24 protein-coding genes are annotated in these 23,105 nt (G+C 59.9%); 3 read left to right on the forward strand and 21 right to left on the reverse strand.

The annotated features are described in order from the left end of the window. Nucleotides 1–2 precede the first annotated feature (2 nt). From ACQY5P_RS04340 to ACQY5P_RS04390, 11 genes are all read right to left on the reverse strand, one after another. Complete coding sequence (locus ACQY5P_RS04340) at nt 3–494, reverse strand: YybH family protein (RefSeq protein WP_428409621.1); 492 nt, start codon at nt 492–494, stop codon at nt 3–5. Between the two features lie 149 nt (nt 495–643). After that, nucleotides 644–1,189 carry an HNH endonuclease gene (locus ACQY5P_RS04345; RefSeq protein WP_428409622.1) on the reverse strand — a complete coding sequence of 182 codons (546 nt, stop codon included), beginning with the start codon at nt 1,187–1,189 and terminating at the stop codon, nt 644–646. A 30-nt stretch (nt 1,190–1,219) separates the two neighbouring features. Next, the gene (locus tag ACQY5P_RS04350) at nt 1,220–1,747 is read right to left on the reverse strand and encodes an HNH endonuclease (RefSeq protein WP_428409623.1); all 528 of its coding nucleotides are present in this window, start codon (nt 1,745–1,747) and stop codon (nt 1,220–1,222) included. A gap of 4 nt (nt 1,748–1,751) precedes the next feature. Next, a complete protein-coding gene (locus ACQY5P_RS04355; protein ID WP_428409624.1) occupies nt 1,752–3,293 on the reverse strand; it encodes an MmgE/PrpD family protein in 1,542 nt (513 codons plus the stop codon). 144 nt (nt 3,294–3,437) lie between these two features. Beyond that, the gene (locus tag ACQY5P_RS04360) at nt 3,438–4,187 is read right to left on the reverse strand and encodes a sulfite exporter TauE/SafE family protein (protein WP_428409625.1); all 750 of its coding nucleotides are present in this window, start codon (nt 4,185–4,187) and stop codon (nt 3,438–3,440) included. 54 nt (nt 4,188–4,241) lie between these two features. Further along, the gene (locus ACQY5P_RS04365) at nt 4,242–5,285 is read right to left on the reverse strand and encodes a metallophosphoesterase family protein (protein WP_428409626.1); all 1,044 of its coding nucleotides are present in this window, start codon (nt 5,283–5,285) and stop codon (nt 4,242–4,244) included. A gap of 102 nt (nt 5,286–5,387) precedes the next feature. Next, nucleotides 5,388–5,696 carry a hypothetical protein gene (locus ACQY5P_RS04370; protein WP_428409627.1) on the reverse strand — a complete coding sequence of 103 codons (309 nt, stop codon included), beginning with the start codon at nt 5,694–5,696 and terminating at the stop codon, nt 5,388–5,390. A gap of 70 nt (nt 5,697–5,766) precedes the next feature. Next, a complete protein-coding gene (locus ACQY5P_RS04375; RefSeq protein ID WP_428409628.1) occupies nt 5,767–6,228 on the reverse strand; it encodes a thiol-disulfide oxidoreductase DCC family protein in 462 nt (153 codons plus the stop codon). Beyond that, nucleotides 6,218–6,709, reverse strand: coding sequence for a hypothetical protein (locus ACQY5P_RS04380; protein ID WP_428409629.1), 492 nt, complete (start codon nt 6,707–6,709; stop codon nt 6,218–6,220). Before ACQY5P_RS04380 ends, ACQY5P_RS04375 begins: the two co-directional genes overlap by 11 nt. Next, nucleotides 6,706–7,221 carry a DUF3429 family protein gene (locus ACQY5P_RS04385; protein ID WP_428409630.1) on the reverse strand — a complete coding sequence of 172 codons (516 nt, stop codon included), beginning with the start codon at nt 7,219–7,221 and terminating at the stop codon, nt 6,706–6,708. Before ACQY5P_RS04385 ends, ACQY5P_RS04380 begins: the two co-directional genes overlap by 4 nt. A gap of 37 nt (nt 7,222–7,258) precedes the next feature. Continuing rightward, the gene (locus ACQY5P_RS04390) at nt 7,259–7,846 is read right to left on the reverse strand and encodes a GbsR/MarR family transcriptional regulator (protein WP_428409631.1); all 588 of its coding nucleotides are present in this window, start codon (nt 7,844–7,846) and stop codon (nt 7,259–7,261) included. 434 nt (nt 7,847–8,280) lie between these two features. Here ACQY5P_RS04390 and cysD point away from each other — a divergent pair, with 434 nt between their 5' ends. Further along, the gene (cysD, locus tag ACQY5P_RS04395) at nt 8,281–9,171 is read left to right on the forward strand and encodes a sulfate adenylyltransferase subunit CysD (protein ID WP_428410630.1); all 891 of its coding nucleotides are present in this window, start codon (nt 8,281–8,283) and stop codon (nt 9,169–9,171) included. Beyond that, nucleotides 9,171–11,075 (forward strand): sulfate adenylyltransferase subunit CysN, encoded by a 1,905-nt coding sequence (gene cysN / locus ACQY5P_RS04400; RefSeq protein WP_428409632.1) that lies wholly within the window; start codon nt 9,171–9,173, stop codon nt 11,073–11,075. Before cysD ends, cysN begins: the two co-directional genes overlap by 1 nt. Here cysN and ACQY5P_RS04405 read toward each other — a convergent pair. Beyond that, entirely contained in the window at nt 11,072–12,538 is a 1,467-nt protein-coding gene (locus ACQY5P_RS04405) for a S41 family peptidase (protein WP_428409633.1), read from the reverse strand. The two genes, cysN and ACQY5P_RS04405, sit on opposite strands and share 4 nt — an antisense overlap. Before the next feature lie 137 nt (nt 12,539–12,675). On the opposite strand from ACQY5P_RS04405, the gene ACQY5P_RS04410 reads away from it, so the two are divergent. Beyond that, nucleotides 12,676–13,923, forward strand: coding sequence for a tetratricopeptide repeat protein (locus tag ACQY5P_RS04410; RefSeq protein WP_428409634.1), 1,248 nt, complete (start codon nt 12,676–12,678; stop codon nt 13,921–13,923). 3 nt (nt 13,924–13,926) lie between these two features. On the opposite strand, the gene ACQY5P_RS04415 is transcribed toward ACQY5P_RS04410, so the two are convergent. From ACQY5P_RS04415 to ACQY5P_RS04455, 9 genes are all read right to left on the reverse strand, one after another. Next, nucleotides 13,927–14,688, reverse strand: coding sequence for a MauE/DoxX family redox-associated membrane protein (locus ACQY5P_RS04415; RefSeq protein ID WP_428409635.1), 762 nt, complete (start codon nt 14,686–14,688; stop codon nt 13,927–13,929). 9 nt (nt 14,689–14,697) lie between these two features. Further along, nucleotides 14,698–15,222 (reverse strand): DUF305 domain-containing protein, encoded by a 525-nt coding sequence (locus tag ACQY5P_RS04420; protein ID WP_428409636.1) that lies wholly within the window; start codon nt 15,220–15,222, stop codon nt 14,698–14,700. 68 nt (nt 15,223–15,290) lie between these two features. Further along, nucleotides 15,291–16,103, reverse strand: coding sequence for an inositol monophosphatase family protein (locus tag ACQY5P_RS04425; protein ID WP_428409637.1), 813 nt, complete (start codon nt 16,101–16,103; stop codon nt 15,291–15,293). Further along, the gene (gene hflX / locus ACQY5P_RS04430) at nt 16,100–17,467 is read right to left on the reverse strand and encodes a GTPase HflX (protein ID WP_428409638.1); all 1,368 of its coding nucleotides are present in this window, start codon (nt 17,465–17,467) and stop codon (nt 16,100–16,102) included. Before hflX ends, ACQY5P_RS04425 begins: the two co-directional genes overlap by 4 nt. A gap of 87 nt (nt 17,468–17,554) precedes the next feature. After that, on the reverse strand, nt 17,555–17,794 hold the full coding sequence (gene hfq / locus ACQY5P_RS04435) for an RNA chaperone Hfq (protein WP_428409639.1): 240 nt from the start codon (nt 17,792–17,794) through the stop codon (nt 17,555–17,557). Nucleotides 17,795–17,941: 147 nt separating this feature from the next. Further along, nucleotides 17,942–18,796 carry a D-amino-acid transaminase gene (locus ACQY5P_RS04440; protein ID WP_428409640.1) on the reverse strand — a complete coding sequence of 285 codons (855 nt, stop codon included), beginning with the start codon at nt 18,794–18,796 and terminating at the stop codon, nt 17,942–17,944. A gap of 4 nt (nt 18,797–18,800) precedes the next feature. Then, the gene (locus tag ACQY5P_RS04445; RefSeq protein WP_428409641.1) at nt 18,801–20,192 is read right to left on the reverse strand and encodes a potassium transporter TrkG; all 1,392 of its coding nucleotides are present in this window, start codon (nt 20,190–20,192) and stop codon (nt 18,801–18,803) included. Nucleotides 20,193–20,198: 6 nt separating this feature from the next. Then, on the reverse strand, nt 20,199–21,572 hold the full coding sequence (trkA, locus tag ACQY5P_RS04450) for a Trk system potassium transporter TrkA (protein WP_428409642.1): 1,374 nt from the start codon (nt 21,570–21,572) through the stop codon (nt 20,199–20,201). A gap of 141 nt (nt 21,573–21,713) precedes the next feature. Continuing rightward, a complete protein-coding gene (locus tag ACQY5P_RS04455) occupies nt 21,714–23,102 on the reverse strand; it encodes a sigma-54-dependent transcriptional regulator (RefSeq protein WP_428409643.1) in 1,389 nt (462 codons plus the stop codon). Nucleotides 23,103–23,105: the final 3 nt, after the last annotated feature.

Raw genomic sequence — 23,105 nt, forward strand, 5'->3', positions numbered from 1 at the left:
GATTATTCCGTCCCCTCCGGAGCCGGCGCAGGCCAGCCGGCCGGCGGCGGACTGGCGCTCGCGACTTCGCGATAAGGCTTCCACCCGTCGCCGGTGTTGCGCAGGATCAGGAGGTAGGTGTCGCGCAACTCGATTTCCTCGCCCGTCTCGGGATCCGGATAGGTCACAAGCGACGCGCCGAAATCATACGCCCATTCCTCATTAATCACCCGAGTCTCGAGAGGCGTGATGTCAATCGTTGCGCCTTGCGGAAACGGGGCCCAGCCCGCCGCGGCCTGCATCGCTTTCCAGTCTTCGCTTCCCGGCTGGACGATCACCGTGTCCGGATGGACGAGCGCACCGAACGCAGCGGGGTCGCCGCCCGCGACGGCCGCCTCGAACTGCTCGCGCGCCTGATCGATGCCGCTCACATCGGAAACATCTCCCGCCCCCTCGCCGGAGGGACCGCAGGCTGCCAGCGACAAAAACAGGAGCCCCATCGCGACGCCAGACATGGAACGGACTTTATAACTTGCAAGATTTGACGGCATAAAGGTCACTCCTGATTTAAAGCTGCAAAGTGAACACACCAAGCTCGGAACAGCGTTGGCGTCCCAAGCGAGCGTTTGCGAAAAATTAGACTCTAAAATTTTCACGAATAACTCTATCTCGAATGAAATTGAGCATCGCGAGAATTGTTCAAATCCATTTTATCACCTTTGGCACTGTTGTGTCTTTTACAGGCAAACTGCAAGTTCAATACGTCATCCGTGCCGCCACGGGAAAGTGGCACGATATGATCAATTGTGAGATCTTCGACTTCATTACATCTCTCATAGAAACATATATGCGGAATACCAAAATCGATCATCGCTAAATATAAATCGGAGCGCAGCTTTGAAAATTCTCTTCGACGTATGGATGTATGTTTTTTCTTAGCTTGGATACTGGCAGCCTCAATACGCTCCTCTTCTTCAAATTTAGACTTCAGAACTAGATATTCTTCAAATTCTAAGTCGCCACAGACTGAAAATGGACCTCTCCCACCACATGCGGCCTGCGTTAAATGATAATCGTTCACATGTGAGAGGGCTAGCTTTACTGCGTCCCCAACAATTTCTGACGAAAATGCCAAAGCGCCCTTGGTCACTAGCACATCACCATTACCATTGAACAAAACCCCTTCCCGCATTTTGATGAATGGTCCCATCTTTCAATTCCTTTTTTAGCGTCAGCCTAACTAATCGATCCTCCCAGCACCACGCTGACTATTATGTCGACGACACGCAAATCTGAGATTGTTCAATTCATCTGTTCCTCCATGTGATAAAGGCACAATGTGATCAATAGTCAAATCAACATGCACACTACAATCGTCATGATAACAGACATAGGCGTCACCACGATGTAATAAGGAAAGAACCAACTCATTCCGAACCCGCGCGAATTCGCTTCGCCGCTTACTTATCGAATTTGCCTTAGCCTTTTTGGTTGCGTCAGCTATCGCTTTTTGTTCCAAATAAGCAGTTTTAACAACTTCATACTCACCAAAATCATGAAATGTAGAGCCTTCGATGTAGTCTAAAATCTCGAAGCCCGTTTTCTCTAGATCAGCCCCAATTTCAAAGATGGTGCGTATAACCTCTAACTGTTCATGCCCAGGCAAGTCCAGAATTGACCGCCGAATGAAATAGTCACCACTATAGAAACAAACGACTTGTCTCACATTGAATTGGTAAAACGAAACTAAGTCTATTGCTTCTTTCATAGTCCTAGAAAATCCCCTTCGCCGTATTCTCCTGCAAGTAGCCTTTCGGCGCCACTGGGTTGAGCAGCTTCACCTGATCCGCCGAAAGGTTCGGCAGTTGCTGGACAAGGTCGAGGAAGCGTTCGCTTTCCGATTTGTCGAGAATGTCGTCGGTGAGCGTTTTAAACTTCTTGATGTATTCAGGCCGCGTGAAAGGCCGCGCGCCGAAAGGATGCGCATTGGCGATGCCGAGTTCGTCGATCAATTCCGAGCCATCCTCAAACGTCACAACGACTTTCGCGCCGAAGGCTTTTTCGTTCGGGTCCTGCGAGTGGTAACGGCGCGTCCATTCCGGATCTTCCGTCGTCGAAATCTTGTGCCAGAGTTTCACCGTGTCCGGACGTTTCGCGCGTTCGGGCGCGTAAGAGCGGACATGGTGCCACTCGCCATCCTGCAGCGCCACCGCGAAGATATACATGATCGAGTGATCGAGGGTTTCGCGCGACGCGTTCGGGTCCATCTTCTGCGGATCGCCCGAGCCGGTGCCGATGACGTAATGCGTGTGATGCGACGTATGCAGAACGATCGACTTCACCTTGTCGAAGCCGCCGCGTTTCTCAATCTCCTTGCCCATGCGGAACGCAAGATCGATGAGCGCCTGCGACTGATATTCCGCCGAATGCTCTTTCGTATAGGTCTCGAGGATCGCGCGCTTCGCCTCGCCCTTGCCCGGCAACGGCACGTGATAGGCCGGCTCATAGGGGCTCTCGCCCTTGTCGCGCGCGGTGCGGCCGTTGAGGATATAGGCGATGACTGAGTCTTCGCCTTCATAGATCGGCGACGGGGCGCCCTCGCCGCGCATGCAGCGGTCAACGGCTTCAATCGCGAGCTTGCCTGCATAGGCCGGCGCGAAGGCCTTCCAGGTGGAAATCTCGCCCTTGCGCGACTGGCGTGTGGTGATGGTTGTGTGCAGGCCCTGCTGCACCGACTGATAGATGATCTCCGTCGGCAGGCCGAGCAACGTGCCGACGGCCGCCGACGCTGACGGCCCGATATGGGCGATGTGGTCGATCTTGTGTTCGTGGAGGCAGATGGCTTTGACGAGGTTCACCTGAATTTCGTAGCCCGTCGCAATGCCGCGGATGAGCGCTTTGCCGTCTTTCGCGCATTGCTGCGCCACCGCGAGCACTGGCGGAATATTGTCGCCGGGGTGCGAATAATCGGCGGCGAGGAACGTGTCGTGAAAGTCGAGCTCGCGCACGGCCGTGCCGTTCGCCCAGGCCGCCCATTCGGCGCAGACCGTGTGATCGGCGGGAAGACCGAAGAGCGTGGCGCCGCCGGAGCGCATATGGGCGTTCGCCATGGCGCGCGCCGATTTGATAGGACCGCGATTGAGCGACGCGATGCCGACCGAGGCGTTGTCGATGATGCGGTTGATGATCATGTCGGTGGCTTCCGCATCGACCTCGACCGGGTCGGCGGCGACTTCGGCGATCTTCCAGGCGAGCTGGGCTTCGCGCTTCAGATTGTCCTTGGAGCGATGGGCGCGGACGTCATGAATTTCCATGGAAAAACCTCACTTTTGAAAGCCGGAGATGCGGGCGAACGGGCCCTGCAAAACAATTGGCGCCCTCCTACTCCTGGCTGCGACAAGCTGTCCACCGCCCGCCGCCTGGGGAAAAGGCGGCATAACGCCTCTGGAAAACTTTCCTTAGAAAAACAGCAGCTTAACCACCATCGCCGCCAAAGCGAGATAGAAGACCTTTTTGATCAGGCCCTCGCCCTTCGTCACGGCGGAATTGGCGCCGAGCCAGCCGCCCACGGCGTAGCCTGCTGCAAGCACCAACCCCAGCGCCCATTCGATTTTCACCTGCGCCGCAAAGACGGCGAGCGAGACGACGGAAAACACCAGCGCGACAAAAACCTTGTGCATGTTGGTGCGGACAAGATCGAGGCCCATGACGCGATTTAATATGGGCATCATCAGGAAACCGACGCCGATCTGGATAAAGCCGCCCCAGAAGCCCGCGCCGACGAAGAGAAGATGGCCTAGAGCGAGATTCTTCGCCTTGCCTTCCGCCTGCGCCGGTTTCTGGCCCGCGCCGGTCATCATGATGATCAGCACGCCGACCATGACGAGCGCCAGAATGCGGTCGAACCATACGCCGTCGAGCCGGACGCCCGCATTGGCGCCGAAAAATGCGCCCACGGACGCACAAGCCGCCAACGAGGCGCTGAGTTTGAAATCGGAATAGCCCTTGCGGAAAAACCCCCACACCGACGCGATGTTCTGCGCGATGATGCCGATGCGGTTGGTGCCGTTGGCGACCGGGCCCGGCATGCCGAGAAACACCATGACGGGAACCGTCAGAATGGAGCCCCCGCCCGCAAGCGTATTGATCCACCCCGACGCAACGCCGGCGGCGAAGAGCAATGCGGCTTTCCAGAGTTCAACGTCCATCAGGCCCGCTTAGCCTGTTCACGGCGCGCGCGCTATAGACGTTTCATCGCCCGCTCATTCCTTGGGCCTCTGGCCCGAGGCGACGCCTTTTGCAGAGAACGGCGCCGTCCCGGCCGGATCGATGAAGACAAAAGTCGCGTCCTGTACGCCATAGGGAACGCCAAGCGGGTTCACGCCGTGGTCCCCGGCGGCGTTCAATATCCAGAGATTGCCGGCCTCATCGCCCGCGAAGGATTGCCTCAACGTAAAAGGCGCCGTGTCGCCATGGATGAGCAACGTCGGCCCGCCGAAACCGATCGCGGCGCCCCGCACAGCCGCGCGCAGCGCAACAAACGCATCGCATCTCTCTTCGCGGCTCGCCGCAGCGCCCTCGCAGGCAACCCCGAGATTTTCCGCTTTCACATCGGTCATGTCCGCATGCATGGCGATGACGAGCGCCTTCGCGTTCTCGATTTTCGCCGCCGCGGCGGCTACCGTCAGCCAGTTGAGGGCGTCGCGTTCCCGCTTGTCCGCCAGCCGCGCCGCGTCCGCCGGATCGTCGCCCATGACCTCGCGCCGGCCATTGCCGGTGCCCACCACATGCACCGTCGCAAACCGCACGCCCTTATAATCCCAAATTGCGTTTCCGGGCGCGTTGGGCAGCGACCTCACATAAATCTCTTCGGGCGCAGCGACGGGCTCCGCGAAAAACAGCGTTTCGAGACGGGCAAGACGCGCCAGTTCCGAGGCCGGCCTGCCGGTCGCGGCATCCTTGTGCCGGTCGCAGTCGGTCCATTCATTATCGCCGGGCGTGTAGAATACGGGGATAGGCGCGAGCGTCTCGATCAGCGCAAGCTGCGCCTCGTCTTCTTCGGGCGTACAAGGCGCGCCGCCGCCCTTGTAGTCGCCGATATGAATGACGAAGGGATAGCCGCCCGCCTTGATCGCCGGAACGATCTCTTCATGAAAGACCTTGCGGTCACTGTCGCTATACGGAATATCGCCGATGACGGGAAAAGCGAATAACGCGCCCTGCGTATTTTCTTCCTGTTGGGATGATGCGCAGGCCCCCGCCAGCGCCATAAAACAAACCGCCGCAATGACGCGCACTCTTTGCATCCCAGATCCCCAAACTTAACCCGCTGCCGTCATAAGGCGCGCATGAAGAGATGACAAACGCTATGTTTTGGGATCGGGCGTCAGGATGGTGAGGACTGAATATTAAATCTGATCGTCGCGCCTTGCGTGCGGCGGCTCATCGGATGTCGCGGGCCGGCGTTTGTAATCCGGGTCGCGTTTCTTGCGCGCCCCAAAGACATAGAATGCAAGCCAGCCTGCGCCGAACAGCGTGATCGCGATCATGAAAATCGGCACCGGCGCGCCAACGGCCGGGGCGGATACGCCCAGAAACGGCAGCAAAGCCGGCGCCGCGAGAATAAAGGCGAACATTGCCACCATGGCGCCGATCCAGACGATATAGGCGCGGCGGCGATGCTTGCCGGTTTCTTTCACATTGGGATGAGCTGCCATAAGCGCCTCCATAGAGAATGCTTCTCTATGGAAACACTGCGCTGTGCTGAGCGTTCCAGGCGGCGGCGCGTTAGCGTAAGGCGAGGAAACGGTTATTCATCGCGTCATCAGGCGCAAAGCAGACCTCCCGCGCGCCGAACCAGGCGATGCGGTTGCGCTGAACGAAGTCATAAATCGCATCGCCGATGAAATCCGGCACGATGCGCCCCAGCGCGCCGAGCCATTTCCATGGCACGGGCATGAGGCGCGCGGCCTTGCAGACGCCGCGCCAGCGCAGAAACGGCTTCCCCTCCGCCAGCACCATGAATGTGTCGAACGTATCGGGGTCGAGCCCATAGTGAATGTAAAGCGCACGCGGAACCGGCTCCTGGATCGCGGCGAACACCGCCTCTCCGTCCGGATCGCGCGCCATCATCCACTGCACGCCGGATGAACAGAGAACGCAGTGGCCGTCGAAGATGACCAGCGGGTTGGAGTCGTCGAAAGCGGGGACGGCCGGGTTGGTGCGGTAGGTGTAAGGTTCAGGTTTCATTTTGCGCCGATATATCTTCCCTGAAAACTTTCCTAAAAAGAAACCGCAGAACAAGGCTTGAAAGGACGCCCACTACAACGAGGATCACTCCAAATCCCACCGCGTCCCGCCCAAAGATTACGGCGCCGACAAGGCTCGAAACCAGCGACGCTAGAAAAGCCAGGCCATAACCAAAACGGCCTTCGTTTCGTGTGCAGATGGCAATAATCACGCCTGTCATGGCCGCTTGTAAACCGCCGAACATGTAGCTGAACGGCATAGCGAGCACGAACAGTCCGACAGTTCCTGACACTAGATCTTCCTGATTTGCGCTACTGCCGGTCAGAAAATTGTAAACATTTGAAACTGAGAAAAAGGCAGCGAAAATCATTCCGCCAACTGGCGGCCCGAGCAGTAAGTAAATTAAAATGGTCGCTACTTTCCGGCCGCGCCCTCCCGCTTCCTGAGAAGACGTTGCGTCGTGTGGCTGAACATCGCTCATCCCGCCGCCCCGACAATCGCAATCAGGAATGCAAGCTCGATCAGCACGGTGAGCGGCAAGCGCACGCCGAGATACCAGGCGGGCGCGCCCGAACCGCTGCGCGTCGCCTTGAGATCATCGAGCAGGAGCAGCGCTGTGACGGCCATGATCGCCGCGAACTTCCAGCCGAGTCCGCCCAGAGGCGCCAGAAGCGGCAGCGCCGCGGCGAAGGGCAAGGCGGCGCCGAGAAGCGCGCGCAACGTAGGCCCGCCCTCTTTCATCACCGCGACACCCCAACGGACGCCGCCGAAAAAGACGATCATCGCCGCGCCGTAAAGGCTCATGAAATAGGCGGCAAAACCCGCATTCTCGCCGCCGGCGACAATAACAAGCGCCGCAGAGATCAGGGGCGCGGATGCGAGATAGGCGAGAAGCTGCGCGGCGCCAGTATTTGGGCCGGCGGAAGTCTTTGCGCGCTTTACATCGTTTTTACGTCCGAAACGGCGAAGTTCGAGAACATCCGTGTAGCCCATAATCGCCTCCTCTGGCTTTGCCGGCTCCGGCGGCGCCTCAATGCGTCGTCTTGTTTCCGGCCTTTTCTTTCTTCGTAAACGGCGCCAGCAGATCGACGGCGCGCGCGCCAAGTTTCAAAAGCGGGGCAAGGCGCGATTTCGGCACCTTATTCATCTGCTCGTACCAGCCGTTCAAAAGCGCGATCATTTCCTGCAACTCGCCAAGGCGTTTCACCGCCGCCTTCGTCGCATTCGGATCCTCTTTCGCGTCTGTGAGACAGGCGTCGAGAACCTGCGCCGCGGGGTCGAGTTCGCGCGCCTTCCTCATGGCGACAATGCGCGAGACCATCTCCCACATGTCGCTTTCCGCTTCGAAGTGATCGCGGCGGTCGCCCGCCACCGGCGCGCGTTTTGCGAGCCCCCAGGTCAGGAGCTCCTTGACGGAATTCGACACATTGGAGCGCGCAATCCCGAGGGTCTCCGCAATGTCTTCGGCGTTGAGCGGCGCGTCGCTCATCAGCAGGAGCGCATGGATCTGCGCCACGGAGCGGTTGACGCCCCACTGCCCGCCCATGTCGCCCCAGTGAAGAATGAAGCGGTGGATGGCGGGACTAAGATCAGCTTTTTTTACAGTAATTTCTGTCATGACAGAAATTTAAGACACCTAAGCAGAAAGTCAAGAAGTATCGAAACGTGGGATACTCACCATAATCCATTCCTGAAACGCAGATGTGAGTGCTCTAAGCTTGCACATCCCACGAAATTATGATCCTCTACCGCGATGCAGCAGAGTTAATCGTGGGAAATTGCCCAATGTCAGAGATCGACGTCCTTATCAGCCGCGCCAGAGCGGCCGCCGACAAGACCGGACTTTCCCTCTCAACCGTCAGCCGCAAACTCTTCAATGACGGCAAGGCGATCGCCCGGCTCGAGGCCGGCGGGCAATGCACCCTCCGTACGCTCGAAACCGCGCGCGCCCGGCTTTCCGAGCTCGAAAGCGGCGGCGCGCCGGCGCCTTCAAAGCCCGCCGCCCCCAAACAAGCTGCAAATGACGAGGCGCCGTCGCTGACGCCGTCGACCATGACCCATCTCGACCGCCTCGAAGCGGAGTCGATCCACATCATGCGCGAGGTGGCGGCGGAAGCGGAAAATCCGGTGATGCTTTATTCCGTGGGCAAGGACTCCGCGGTGATGCTGCATCTTGCGATGAAGGCGTTCTATCCGTCGAAGCCGCCCTTCCCGGTCATGCATGTGGACACGACCTGGAAGTTTCGCGAGATGATAAAATTCCGCGACGAGATGACGGCGAAGCTCGGCCTCGATCTCATCGTGCATATCAATCAGGAAGGCGTGGAACAAGGCGTCGGGCCCTTCACCCACGGCTCGCAGCTTCACACCGACATCATGAAGACGCAGTCCCTGAAACAGGCGCTCGACAAATACAAATTCGATGCAGCCTTCGGCGGCGCGCGCCGCGACGAGGAAAAATCCCGCGCCAAGGAACGCATTTTCTCTTTCCGGTCGCGCGGACATCGCTGGGACCCGAAAAATCAGCGTCCGGAGCTTTGGAACATCTACAACACGCGTATCGCGACAGGCGAATCGATCCGCGTCTTCCCGATCTCCAACTGGACCGAGCTCGATATCTGGCAATATATTTATCGCGAGAACATTCCCATCGTCCCGCTCTATTTCGCTGCGGAACGCCCCGTCGTGGAGCGCGATGGCGCGCTCATTATGGTGGATGACGACCGCATGCCGCTCGACGGCGTGACGCCGAAACTCGAAATGGTGCGCTTCCGCACCCTTGGCTGTTATCCCCTCACCGGCGCCGTCAGGTCAAACGCCACAACCCTTCCTGAGATTATCAAGGAAATGCTGGTGGCGCGCACCTCGGAGCGCCAGGGCCGGGTGATCGATCACGACCAGGCGGCCTCCATGGAGAAGAAAAAACAGGAAGGGTATTTCTGATGTCTGTCGCGACTCTCAAACCCTCCGACAACGTCATCGATTATCTCGCCGCCCATGAGCGCAAGTCGATGCTGCGCTTCATCACCTGCGGCAGCGTCGATGACGGCAAGTCGACCCTGATCGGCCGCCTCCTCTACGATTCCAAGATGCTTTACGACGACCAGATTTCAGCGCTCGAAAGCGATACGAAAAAGCACGGCACGCAAGGCGAGAAGATCGATTTCGCCCTCCTCGTCGACGGTCTCGCCGCCGAACGCGAACAGGGCATCACCATCGACGTCGCTTACCGGTTTTTCTCTACGGAAAAGCGCAAATTCATCGTCGCCGACACGCCGGGCCATGAACAATATACGCGCAACATGGCGACCGGCGCCTCGACCGCCGATCTTGCAGTCATTCTCATCGATGCGCGCAGAGGCGTTCTCACCCAGACCCGGCGCCATTCCTATATCGTCTCGCTGCTTGGCATCCGTCATGTGGTCGTCGCCATCAACAAGATGGATCTCGTCGATTATGCGGAAGCGACCTTCGACAAAATCGAAACGGATTACCGCGCCTTCGCCAAGAGCCTCGCCTTCGAATCCATCACCTGCATTCCCATGTCGGCGCTCGAAGGCGTAAACATCACGAAGAAAAGCAAGGAAACCGCCTGGTATCAGGGCTGCGCTCTCCTTCCCTATCTTGAAACGGTCAAAGTGCGCGGCAGCCTCGCGGAGAAGCCGTTCCGCCTGCCCGTGCAGTGGGTGAACCGCCCCAATCTCGATTTCCGCGGCTTTTCCGGCACGGTGGCGAGCGGAACCGTTCGTCCGGGCGACGAGATCGTCGTGCTGCCGTCCGCCAAGCGCTCGAAAGTGAAATCCATCGTCACTCATGATGGAGAGCTGACCGAAGCGCATCCCGACATGGCGGTGACGCTGACCCTCGAAGATGAAATCGACATCTCCCGCGGCGACGTCATCTGCGCCAGCAAGGCGCCCGCCGAACAGACGGACCAGTTCGCCGCCCATCTTCTCTGGATGTCGGAGGAAGAGCTCTATCCGGGCCGGCAATATCTTCTGAAAACCGCGAACCGCATCGTTCCGGCGACAGTGACGGAGCTCAAACACAAGATTAACGTCAACACGCTGGAACATATGTCCGGCAAGACGCTTGAACTTAACGAGGTCGGCTTCTGCAATTTCAACCTGGCGCAGCCGATTGCGTTCGATCCCTATAAGGAAAATTCGCGCACCGGCGCGTTCATTCTCATCGACCGGCGCACCAATGCGACCATCGGGTCGGGCATGATCGACTTTTCGCTGCGCCGCGCGAAAAACGTCCATTGGCAGGATCTCGACGTCAACAAGCGCGCCCGCGCCGCAGCGAAACATCAGCGCCCTTGCGTGCTCTGGTTCACCGGGCTTTCGGGCTCCGGCAAGTCGACGGTGGCGAACCTCGTCGAAAAGCGCCTGCACGATATGGGCCGCCACACCTATACGCTTGATGGCGACAATGTGCGTCACGGGTTGAACAAGGATCTCGGCTTTACGGACGCTGACCGCGTTGAAAACATCCGCCGCGTCGGCGAGACCGCGCGGCTGATGGTCGACTCCGGCCTCATCGTGCTGGTGTCGTTCATTTCGCCATTCCAATCGGAACGGCGCATGGCCCGCGAGCTTCTGGAAGACGGCGAGTTTATCGAGGTCTATATCTCAACGCCGCTAGAAGTCTGTGAACAGCGCGACGTCAAAGGGCTCTACGCCCGCGCGCGCCGCGGCGAGATCAAGAACTTCACCGGCATCGATAGTGACTACGAGGCGCCGGAAAGCGCTGAAATCGATCTCAACACGGCGGAGATTTCCGCCGAGGTCGCAGCGACGCGCATTGTCGAATATCTGGAGAGCAAAGGGTATCTGGAGGGCTAGTCCTTCGAGATTCGTTGCAGCAACTTACCGAGCACCGCATCGTCCTTGCCCGCGACAATCGGAGTTTCGATGACGATGTCAGGCGTCACGCCGTCCGACTGAAGCTCGCCCGAAGGGCGGATGATGTGCGCCTTCGGGAACCCGACCGTGAAACCGGCGTTCGGCAGCGTGAAGCTTTCCATGGCGCCGTAGGTGGTCGCCATGTCCGACGTCTTCTCCCCCGCGATCACGCCCCAGCCATAGTCCTGAAAGATCGCGGCGACATTGACCGCATTGGAATAGGAATGGCGGTTGATCAGCACATAGACGTCACCGTCGAAGCGTTCGCCTTTCCGCGGCTCGGCATAGGGTATCTCGAACTCGAAAGTCTCCCCGCGCGGGACGCGGGCATATTCCCTCGCGAAAAGTCCGGAAACGCCTTCTACGGCGCCGGGGCTTGCGTCGAGGCGCGCCTGGTTCGACGCCGCCGCTTCGTCGCTCGAGCGGATCAGGAATTTCGAGGCGAAGCGGAATTTTTCATCGGCGATCCAGGCGATCATCAAGTCGCTGAAGGAATTGTCGCCGCCGGGATTGTCGCGCAGATCGATGACGAGCGTTTCGGCGCCCTCCGCTAAAAACGACTCAAATGCGCCATCGATGAACGCCCGGAATTGGGCGGCGTCCCAGATCGCATCCGTATCCTCCGCATTGTAAAACGGACCGGGGCGCAGATAGGCTATGTCTCCGGAAAGCATGTGCGCTTCGCGGGCGTTGGAGTCTAAGACGAACCGCTCCGGCTGGTTCTCGCTTTCGGCGCGCTGGGCCTCCCTGGTCCTCGCGGGGATGCGCACGGTCTTCTGTTTCTTTCCGTGGGAAAGCGTCACCTCATAGCTTTCGCGCTCTCCCGTCAGCACCCAAAGATACATGGGGAAGGAAAACTCAAGCAGCGAATGGGCGATATAGTCCGTGTCGGCGGAGATATAGGCTGCCGTTCGGTCCAGCCATTCGGCCATGGGCTCGCCGTCGATGGCGATGATCTCGTCACCCGAAGTCACGTCATCGAGTCCGGTATAGTCCTCGCCCACATAGGCGCGGCCGCCGACAATGCGCAGATAGATGGGAAAACTCTTGCCGCCGGCCTCGCGAAAGTCGGCATAGACCTTTGACGGAAAGTCGATGCGGGCGTGAGCCACCTTGCCGAAGGCGGCGAATTTCTGAAGCTCGAGAAAAAGCTCGAACCGGCTGAGCGGCGCATCGAGCGCGGCTCTCGTCTCGGCGTATTTCTCGTCATATTCACCCTTCGGGCGATGCGCGTAGAGATCGTAATGGCCTGACCGGAGCCCGTCATAAAGCGCGTCGAGATCGGCCTGGGCCGCCTCTGCGGAAATGGTCTCGGACCACTCGGTCTCGCCGGCGGAGGCTGTGGGCAACAGGGCGATCAGGAAGAAGGCGCAGGCGGCGGCGACGCGGAAGCTGAAAAACATGGGGAGTCCTCTTAACTGATTTGCTTCCGCCGCCTTAGTCCCGCGCCGCGCCTTTCGCCCATGACGGGCGTCTCCTTTTCCCCTGACGAAAAGCTGACCGCTAGGATTTTCGCCGTTTTTCAGCCAAAGAGACCCCCATGGACTCCGGTTTCGATTCTTCTCGCCCCTTTATTGTCGGCGGCTGGCGCGTTGACCCCGCCGCCTGCGGGCTTATGCGGGATGGAGAAACGACTAATGTTGAGCCGAAGGTCATGGACCTCCTGACCCTCCTGGCGGGGGCGCCGGGCAAGGTTTTTTCGCGCGATGAGATCGACGCAGCGCTCTGGCCCGGCGTCACCGTCGGCGAGGACACGCTGGCGCGCGCCGTCTCCAAACTGCGCCGCGCCCTCGGCGATGAAACGGCGTCGCCCAGCTATGTGGAGACCATCCCGAAGCGCGGCTATCGTCTGATCGCGGATGTCCGCAGCTTGGAACCTGAGACGAAGCAAGTAGCCGGATGGATCACCCGCCAACATGTCGTGATCGCGGCTGCAGCCATTTTGATTGCGCTCATCGCTCTCGTTTCATTGATTGTCATGAAACCCGACGCGTCGCCGCGCTCACCCGCCGCATCGCTGACGGAACGGGCGAACGATCTTTATATGCGCTTCACCCGCGCCGATAACGAAGCGGCGATTACGCTTTACCAGCGGGCGATCGCCGCCGACCCGAACTACGCCCCGGCGCAGGCGGGCCTCGCCAACAGCCTCGTGCAGCGGGTCATCCGCTGGCAGAGCGCACCGGGAGATGCGCCCAGCGCCGTCACCCTGCAATCGGCTCTTGCGGAAGGCGTGAATGAAACGGAGGAAGCGCGCGCCCTCACCGCGCGGGCCGTCGATATGGCCGAGCGCGCCGTGCGGCTCGATCCGAAAAACGCCGACGCGCTGAAAGCGCTCGGCTTCGCCTATTCCGCGCGCGGCGATCTTGACGAAGCGCGCAACGCCTATATGCGCGCTGTCGCCATGGATCAAGACGCCTGGGAAGTGATGATAAATCTCGGCGAGCTTGATCAGATTGCGGGCGACGAGCGCGGCGCGCTGCAATGGTTTGAAAGCGCCTACGCCGCCATGGACCGGATTTATGCAGCCGAGCCTCAACGAATCGGCCCGTGGCGCGCGCCGCTGGGGGTCGTCATCGGCGAAACCTACGAAAAATTCGGCGAGCCGGGGGAAGCGGAAATCTGGTATCGCCGGGTTCTCGATCAGGCGCCGCTGGAGCCCGAAGCGACCATGCGGCTCGCGCGGCTTTTGCGCCAATCAGGCGGCGAAGCGGAAGCGGCGGCGCTGTGCGCGGGCCTCAATGCGAAGATAGGGCGGTTTGAAGATTGTCTCGCCAATGGCGATTAACGGCTACTTCGCCAGCATCCAGACGCCCATAGCGATCATCATCAGATTTTCGGTGAGAGAAACAAAACCAAGAGGCACATTGGAATTTCCGCCGACACAGGCGCATTTGAGCTCGCGCTTGTCGACGTACACCGCCTTGAAAACGGAAACAGCGCCGACGCTGCCAATGAAAATGGCGACAGGCGACGCCAGCCAGATCATAGCGCCGGCGATCATCAAAACGCCTGCCAGTGCTTCAGCGAAGGGATAAACATAGGCGTAAGGCACGACGCGCTGCGCCAGCAGGTCATATCCCAGAAACTGGTTCGAGAAGGCGCGCAAGTCCCGCAATTTTTGCACCGCCAGAAGACACATGGCGAAGGCGATGAACCATTCTAGCGTTCTGACGTCAAAAACGCTCTCGCTAAGCGCTATGCGCGCCGCCGCCGCCATCAGGAACGCCATGGCGAAAATTGCGATCACCGGCGCATAGGTCTTCTCGTCAGGGTCGGCGACATCGAGGCCGAAATATTTTTTCAACGCATCATACCCGCCGATGCGGTCGCCATTGATGAAGGTCTGGGGCGTCGTTTTCACATTATGTTCGGCTTTGAACTGGTCCGTGCTCTCGCGCGAGCGGAGGTGAAAATCCTCCACCGTGTAGCCCTTGCGTTCGAGCAGCGCCTTGGACTTCAATCCGAACGGACAGATGTGTTCAGGCGTGACCATGCGGTAAAGCTTCGCGTGTTTTTCTCCTGATCCGGTCCGCGTGTTGGTGTCTGCCATGATGGCTTCCTAAACCTCGCCTTCGAAGTCGGGAACCGGACGCGTTTCCGCCTCGGCCTGGTTCTCGGCGGTTCCGTTGGCGGCGATGTCATCAATCAGCCATTCCATTTCCTTGATTTCCCGGCGTTGCGCCCTGATGATTTCATCTGCAAGTTCGCGCACCCGTACATCGTCAATATTTGCGCGCTCGCTGGTAAGGATAGCAATGGAGTGATGCGGGATCATGCCCATCATATAAGATCGGTCGCCAACCAGCGCCTGCGATCGGACGAGCAGAATTGCAGCAATGAAAACGACGACGCTTCCGGTCAGAATGAAGATATTTAGAATTTTGTTGTCATACATGCCAATCATGTAGAGCAGCATGATGACGCTCATGGATGCGCCCATGATCAGCGTCATGTAAAATCGCGTCTCGCTGAAATGAACATGATTGAGCGCATATGTATTCAAATACATGAATATGAACATCGCGGTCATCGAGGTAAGGATCATTGCGCCGAAACGCAGATACTTTCCGTTTTTTTCGCTCATTTTCGACACCCTCAAATTCTGTTCCTGTTGGGAACGTCATTCAGGAGCCAGAGGTTCCGACTATTCTTTTATTGAGCGGCTAATGTCGCTTGATTGACGAACCGCCATATTTCCGTCGCTCCCGACGCCAGCAGCGGCGTTCCCACTGTCACATGCGGCCGGTAAGGCGCGCCTTCGGGGAGGTAAGCGACCTTGCCGCCGATTTCGCGCAGCATCAGGACGCCCGCCGCATGGTCCCATGGATAGACGCGGGAATAAATCGCAAAATCGCGAAGGCCCCGCGCCAGATTGATATAAGCGTAAGCTGAGCAGCGCGCCGGTTCAGTCTCGAATTCCGCCCGAAGCCGCGGCAGCCAGTCGTCTTTCCACTTGCCTTGAAGCGACCCCGCGGCGCGATAGCCGCAAAGATTTTCTTCCTTCGCTGCAATAGGACCGAGGCACTCGCCGCGCCATGTCGCGCCGTCATGCTTCGACCCGATCGCGCAACCCTTATCCGGGATGGCGTAAATCCAGCCCTGACGGATCTCGCCATTTTCGATCAACGCGACGATGGTCCCGAATTCCTCGCGGCCCTGCACGAAATTCCGCGTGCCGTCGAGGGGATCGACAATCCAGAAAGCGCCGTTTTCCGTCTCTAACCGGTTTACCAGCGCCGGGTCCGCAGCCGCGCTTTCCTCGCCGACGAAACTCGCGGCCGGATATAAACCGGTGAGCGCTTTTTCAAGGCGCGCCTCCGCAGCGTGATCGGCCGCGGTGACGAAATCATTGGGTCCCGATTTGGTGTCGATGTCCGTTTCGGCAAGCGCGCCGAAACGCGACATGATTTCCTCTTCGGCAATCTCGGCGATCAGCGACGCAACTTTTTCCGGGTCGACGATCATGCGCGCTGTTCGGTGAGGTCTTGTGCGAAAGCGGCGCTCGCCGCTGGGAACTGTTTGAAGAACTGGCCTTCCGTTTTCTTCGACAGACGCACGGTAACGATCAGATCATCGCCGCTCTGGTCTTCTTCGAGAATTTCCGCGCGGCCGTGAAGCCAGGCGCGCGCTGCGCCGAAAGGCGACGGCAGGCGAAGGACGAGACGTTCGTGATCCACGGTCAGCGCCTCTTCGACGAGTTCCAGAAGCCGCCCGACGCCCTCCCCCGTTTCCGCAGAAATGGCGGCGCGCACAGGCTCAGCAAGGGTCCCGATGCGGCCGGTCTGGCTGAGCCGTGCAATCGCCTCCGCATCGAGGCGGTCGTCGGCGTCCAGAAGATCGATCTTGTTCAGCGCTTCGATCACCGGCCGCGCATCGTCGCCTTTGAGCCCGAGTTCCGCAAGCACCTTGATGACATCAGCGCGCTGGGCGTCCGTGTCCTCATGGGCGATGTCGCGCACATGAATGACCACATCGGCTTCGAGCACTTCTTCCAGCGTCGCACGGAACGCCGCCACGAGCTGCGTCGGCAGATCGGAGATGAATCCGACGGTGTCCGAAAGAATAAGCCTAACCCCGGACGGAAGGTCGATGGCGCGCATGGTCGGATCGAGCGTCGCGAAGAGCAAATCCTCCGCCATGACGCTCGCCCTGGTCAGGCGGTTAAACAGGGTCGACTTGCCAGCGTTGGTGTAGCCAACAAGCGCCACGATGGGGTGCGGCGCGCGTTTGCGCTTCGCCCGCTGCAATGTCCGTGTGCGGCGCACTTCCTCGAGCTTTTTCTTGAGCCGGATGATCTTGTCGTCGAGGGCGCGGCGGTCAGATTCAATCTGCCGTTCGCCGGGACCGCCGAGAAAGCCCGCGCCGCCGCGCTGGCGTTCAAGGTGGGTCCATGACCGCACCAGCCGCGAACGCTGATAATCGAGATGAGCGAGTTCTACCTGCAGGCGGCCTTCCGCCGTCTGGGCGCGGGCGCCGAAGATCTCGAGGATCAGCGCCGTGCGATCAAGCACTTTCGCGTCCCATTCCTTTTCGAGGTTGCGGTGCTGCACCGGCGACAAGGCGCCGTCGACAATGACCAGCGCCGGGCGCGGGTCGTGGGCGTCGAGGCGCGCCTTGATCTCCTCCACCTTGCCCTGGCCGAGCAGCGTCGCCGGGCGCGGTTTCTGGATCGGCGCGATCAGCGCATCGACAATCTGCAGCTCGATCGCGGCGGCAAGGCCCGTCGCTTCTTCAAGCCGGGCTTCGGGCGCGCGCAAATTCTCATCGCCGCGAAAAGCGGGATGAACGACGATTGCGAAAAGATTTTCAGACGTTTTCGGTTCTGACATCACAATGGGCTTTCGCGCGCTCCGCAACCAAACGGAGCGCGATATGGGTCTTTACCATGAAAGGCGGGCGGAAGTCTTGGAAGCGGCTTATTCGCCTTCTTCACCGTCCCACAGCATCACCGGCGATTGCGGCATCACGGTTGAAATCGCATGCTTGTAGACGAGCTGGGCGTGCCCATCCCGCTTCAACAGCACGCAGAAATTATCGAACCAGCTGACGATGCCCTGCAATTTCACGCCATTCACAAGGAAGATCGTCACCGGGATCTTGGCCTTGCGGACATGGTTCAGGAACGTGTCCTGCAAGTTTTGCTTCTTGTCGCTCATTGGTCCCGCTTCTCCGAGTCGGTTCGTGTTTTTATTGCAGCGCAACAATCATCATGGCTCGGATTATCCGGGCTGGCAACCGGTTTCCCCCGGCAATCGCGTGATTGTTCCGCCTAGGCCTCAAAATCGGAAGGAAAATGCGTCTTTTCAACCCCTTGCGGCGCGGGCTTTGTAAGCTTCGCGAAGCCGCAGGGCGACCGGGCCAGGCTTGCCGGCGCCGATTCGCGCCCCGTCGATGGAGACGATGGGCATCACGAAAGAGGTGGCGGAGGTCAAAAACGCCTCCGGCGCGGCTTTCGCCTCTTCGAGGGTGAAGGGCCGCTCGATCACCTTGATCTGGAGCTCCTCGGCGCAGGCGATGGCGGTCTGGCGGGTGATGCCGCCCAGAATCTGGTTGGTTTTCGGATGGGTGACGATGGCGCCGGTTTTATCCACAATCCAGGCGTTGGAGGCCGAGCATTCGGTGACGACCCCGTCCCGGACCAGCAGCGCCTCGGCGGCGCCGGCCTTCGCCGCCGCCTCTTTGGCGAGCGCATTGGGCAACAGGCCCACGGTTTTAATGTCGACCCGGCCCCAGCGGATGTCCGGTTGAGAGATCACAGCGATGCCTTTGCTCGCCTTTGCGTCTGACGCATTGAAATCGAACCGCCGCGCCGTGATGACGAGCGAAGGCTCGGTTCCCGCCGCCGGAAACTGGTGGTTGCGGGGCGCGACGCCGCGCGTCACCTGCATGTAGACGAGTGCGTTTTTGAGGCGGTTGCGGCGGACGACTTCCGCCATCACGACTTTAAGGGCGCTCATGTCCATCGGCGCCGCCATCTGAAGTTCGCCAAGGGAGCGCTGCATCCGGGCGAGATGGCCTTCCATATCCCAGTAATCGCCGTTCACCACGACGCAGACTTCGTAAATCCCGTCCGCGAACTGGTAGCCGCGATCCTCGATATGCACCATGGCCGATCTTTGCGGAACGTAGCGGCCGTTAACATAGGCGATGCGGGGCATGATCTCACCATCTCCAGAAGGCGCGGTTGACGAGCGCGAGCGCCACGGCGCCTTCCAGCCGGCCGAGGATCATGCCGACAATCAGAAGCCAGCGCAGCGGCTCTTCAAAAACGGCGTAGCCGTCCCCATGCTCGCCGGCAAGCGCGATCAGGGGCCCGGCGTTCGAGAGCGCCGCCACCGCCGCCGAGGCGGCGAGATCGAACGGATGCCCGCCGATGGAGAGCGCCATCAACAGGCCCGCAAGCGTCATCGTGAAGACGAGGAAATGGATCCAGACCCCGAGTTCGTTCGACACCCGGCGGCGGCCGAAGACGGCGCCGGGGGTGATCAAGCGGCGAATTTCCTCGCGGGCGCGGCGCATGATGACAAGCCAGCGCAACACCTTGAACCCGCCCGCCGTCGACACCGCCGCCGCGCCGATGATCGCCGTCACCAGACAGACAAGCAGCGGCGGCGGCTCGCCCACCAGATAGCCATTGGTAGTGACGAGCGAAGCTGCGTTGAAAAGCTGCGGGCCGAGCAGCACCACATCCCCTGCTCCCGAGGTCGCCCAGAACAGCAGCGCCGCCCAGATAACGATCATCAGAAAGGCGCCGGTTTCGATATCGCGCAGTTTTTCGCGTTCGCCCTTCATCACGCGCGCAATGAGGATGAAATTAACGCCGCCGAGCAGCGTGAAGAAAAACAGCATGACCCCGACATCGACGCCATAGGCGCTTACGCCGTTTGCATGGGGGATGAAGCCGCCCGACGCCGCGGTGGTCATCGCCATGATGATCGAATCGAATGTCGGCGCTCCGGCGATGGCGATGGCGGAAAAGGCGGCAAGCGTCACTGTTGTGTAGACAGCGACGAAAGAGACCACAGCGTTGCGCAACGGTTTGAGATAGGAATCACGCTCGCCCCTGGAAAACGGCGGCAGCAGCGTATCGATGCCGATAAAGGCGGGGCGAATGAAGATCGCCGCCGCGATGGCGAGCGAACCGAGCCCGCCAAGCCACTGCAGAATGGCGCGCCACAGCGCCCCCGCAGGGCTGGCGACAGCGCTTTCATGGGACAGCCATGCGCCTGTTGTCGTGAGGGCGGAAACCGCTTCGAAATAGGCGTCGGCGAAAGACATTCCCTCAGCCATGATCGGCGGCGCCGCGAAGGCCGGAATGATCGCCCACCAGACGAGAATGACGAAGAGCGCACCGCGAAATCCGGAAGGCGACCGCTTGCCAAGCGACGCCGCGAAAGCGCCGGCCCCGAACATGAGGCACGCCGCGGCCGCAAAGAAATAGGCGCCGGTCGTTTCTTCCGAGCCGGCCCAGGCGAGCAGCATCGGCGCAATCATCGCCGCAGCAATAATCAGCAGCAGCGTGGCCGAAGCGCGCAGAATGCTGGTAAGGCCCATCTCGTCTTAGAAATATTCGATGCTGACGCGGAACATCTGCTCCACGTCCTTGACGTTTTCGCGCATAGACATCAGCACCACGCGGTCGCCGGCGTTAATAACCATGTCGCCCGTGGGCATCTGCACTTCGTTGTCGCGATAGACGGCGCCGATCATGACGCCCTCGGGCAGATTCGCCTCGCGCAGGGGCTTGCCCACAAGCGGCGAGGTCTCAAGCGCGATGGCGTCGATCAGTTCGGCGGCGCCGTCGGAGAGCGAATAGACGCCCTTGATGCGGCCGCGGCGGATATGCTGGAGGATCGTTGAAATCGTCGTCGCCCGCGGGTCGACGTAACGGTCGACGCCCACCGCCTCCGTGATGGGGCCGTAATCCTGATCGTTGATGAGCGCCATGGCGCGCCGCGAGCCTTCGCGCTTGGCGACGACGCAGGCGAGAATATTCACCTGATCGTTGTCGGTGACGGAAACGACGGTCTCTGCTTCCGCAACACCCGCTTCGCGCAGGATCGACCGGTCGAGACCGTCGCCCTGCAGAACGATGGTGCGTTCAAGTTCTTCCGCGATCTCTTCGGCGCGCTTGCGATTGCGCTCGATGAGGCGGATTTTCATATTGCCAGTTTTCTCAAGGCCCTTGGCCACGAAAAGGCCAATATTGCCGCCGCCGACAATGATGACCCGTCTTGCCGCGCGTCCCGCCTCGCCCATGATTTCGAGCGCGCGGGCGACATCGCTGCGGTCGGCGATGAAAAAGACGCGGTCGCCAGGTTCGAGCATGTCGCCGGAATGGGCGCGCCACATGCTGTCGCCGCGCTTGATGGCGACAATGGTGATCTTGAGGTCCGGAAAGAGCTCCGCCACCTGGCGCAGCGGCGTGTTGATGATGGGGCAGTCGTCGCGAAGCTTGACGCCGACCGCCCAGACCCGGCCGTCGACGAAGGCTTTCGTTTCAAAAGCGCCGGGCGTAGTCATGCGCTGGATGATGGCTTCGGAGACTTCTCGTTCCGGCGAGATCACCACATCGATAGGAAGATGATTGCGCGAGAAAATGTCGGAGTAGCCGGGATCGAGATAACCCTGCGCGCGCACGCGCGCGATCTTCGTCGGCACGTTGAAAAGCGAATGCGCGATCTGGCACGCCACCATGTTCACTTCATCGGAGAAGGTGACGGCGATGATCATGTCGGCTTCGCGGGCGCCCGCCTCTTCAAGCGTCTGCGGATAGGCGCCGTTGCCGACAATGCCGCGCACGTCGAGCCGTTCGGTGACGGCGCGCACAAGCTCCTTAGATTGGTCGACGACAGTGACTTCGTTATTCTCACGCGACAGCCGCCGCGCAATGCCGACGCCCACGCGGCCGGCGCCGCAGATGATTACCCGCATGTTTCAGCTTTCCTGGACTTCATTCGCCTGAAGGTTTTAGGGTTTGGGGGTTAGGGATTAAAGTTTTGAGTCAACCGGTGCGAACATGCGCGCCTTTTAACATCTATTCCCTAAAACCTAAAACCTAATCCCTTCAAGCTTTTAGGCGCTTTCCACGCGCATTTGCCCGTTGACGCCAAGCGCCTTCAGCTTGCGGTGAAGCGCAGACCGCTCCATGCCGATGAACGCCGCCGTCCGGGAGATATTGCCGCCGAATCGGTTGATCTGGGCAATCAAATATTCCCGTTCAAAGCGCTCGCGCGCCTCGCGCAGGGGCAGCGTGATGATCTGCTCAAGCCCCTCGCCCGCCGGGATGGTCAGGCCCGAATCCATCACCTCCGTCGGCAGATGATCGCAGGTGATTTCAATCTCGGGATCGCGGCCCATGAGAATGAGGGTCCTTTCGATCACGTTACGGAGCTGGCGCACATTGCCCGGCCACGCACATGCCTGCAATGCGGCCATAGCCTCCGGCGAGAGCGGCCGCTTCGGCAATCCGGACGACTTCGCAATGCGGTCCACGAAAAACGCAGTGAGCGCCGGAATATCCTCGCGACGTTCATTGAGGCCCGGCGCATTGATGGACACGACATTGAGGCGATGGAAAAGATCCTCCCGGAACCGGCCTTCGGTGGCGAGCGCCAACAGGTCGTGTGACGTCGTGGAGACGATGCGCACATCCACCTCCACCGCTTTCTGGCCGCCGACCCGCTTGAAGCGCTGTTCGACAAGCACGCGCAGGATCTTGCCTTGCGTCTCTAGCGGCATGTCCGACACTTCGTCGAACATCAAGGTGCCGCCATGGGCCTTTTCCATGAGGCCGATCATCTGGGTCGACCCGTCGGCGCCTTCAATGCCGAACAGCTCCTCTTCCATGCGGTCGGGCGCGATCGACGCGGCGCTCGCGACGACGAACGGCCGATGCTTGCGGCTCGAGCGCGCATGCAGGAGACGCGCAATCATTTCCTTGCCCGACCCCGGCGGGCCGGAGATCAACACCCGCGAGCGCGCGTCGGCGACTCGCTCGATCACATTGCGCAGCGAGGTGACGGCGGCGGAAGAGCCGATCAGCCCCCAATCCGGCGCGCGCTCGCGCAGCTCGGAGACCTCTCGGGTGAGGCGCGCCGCCTCTAGCGCGCGGTTGACCGCCAGGATAAGCCGGTCGGCATTGAAGGGTTTCTCAACGAAGTCGTAAGCGCCCTTCTTGATCGCTGCGACCGCCGTTTCAATCGTTCCGTGTCCGGAGATAATGACGACGGGAATGTCGGGATGAAGCTTTTTAAGAGCTTCAAGAATTTCGATCCCGTCCATCTCAGAATTCTGCAGCCAGACGTCGAGAATGACGAGCGACGGCAAGCGGTCGCGAATGGCGGCGAGCGCCCCGGCGGAGTTCGCCGCGGTGCGGGGCGAAAACCCTTCATCTTCGAGAATGCCCGAAATCAGTTCCCGAATGTCTTCTTCATCGTCTACGACCAGAACGTCGATACTCATAAA

It is taken from the genome of Hyphococcus sp. (assembly GCF_965267305.1).
In the GTDB taxonomy this organism is placed as follows: domain Bacteria; phylum Pseudomonadota; class Alphaproteobacteria; order Caulobacterales; family Parvularculaceae; genus Hyphococcus.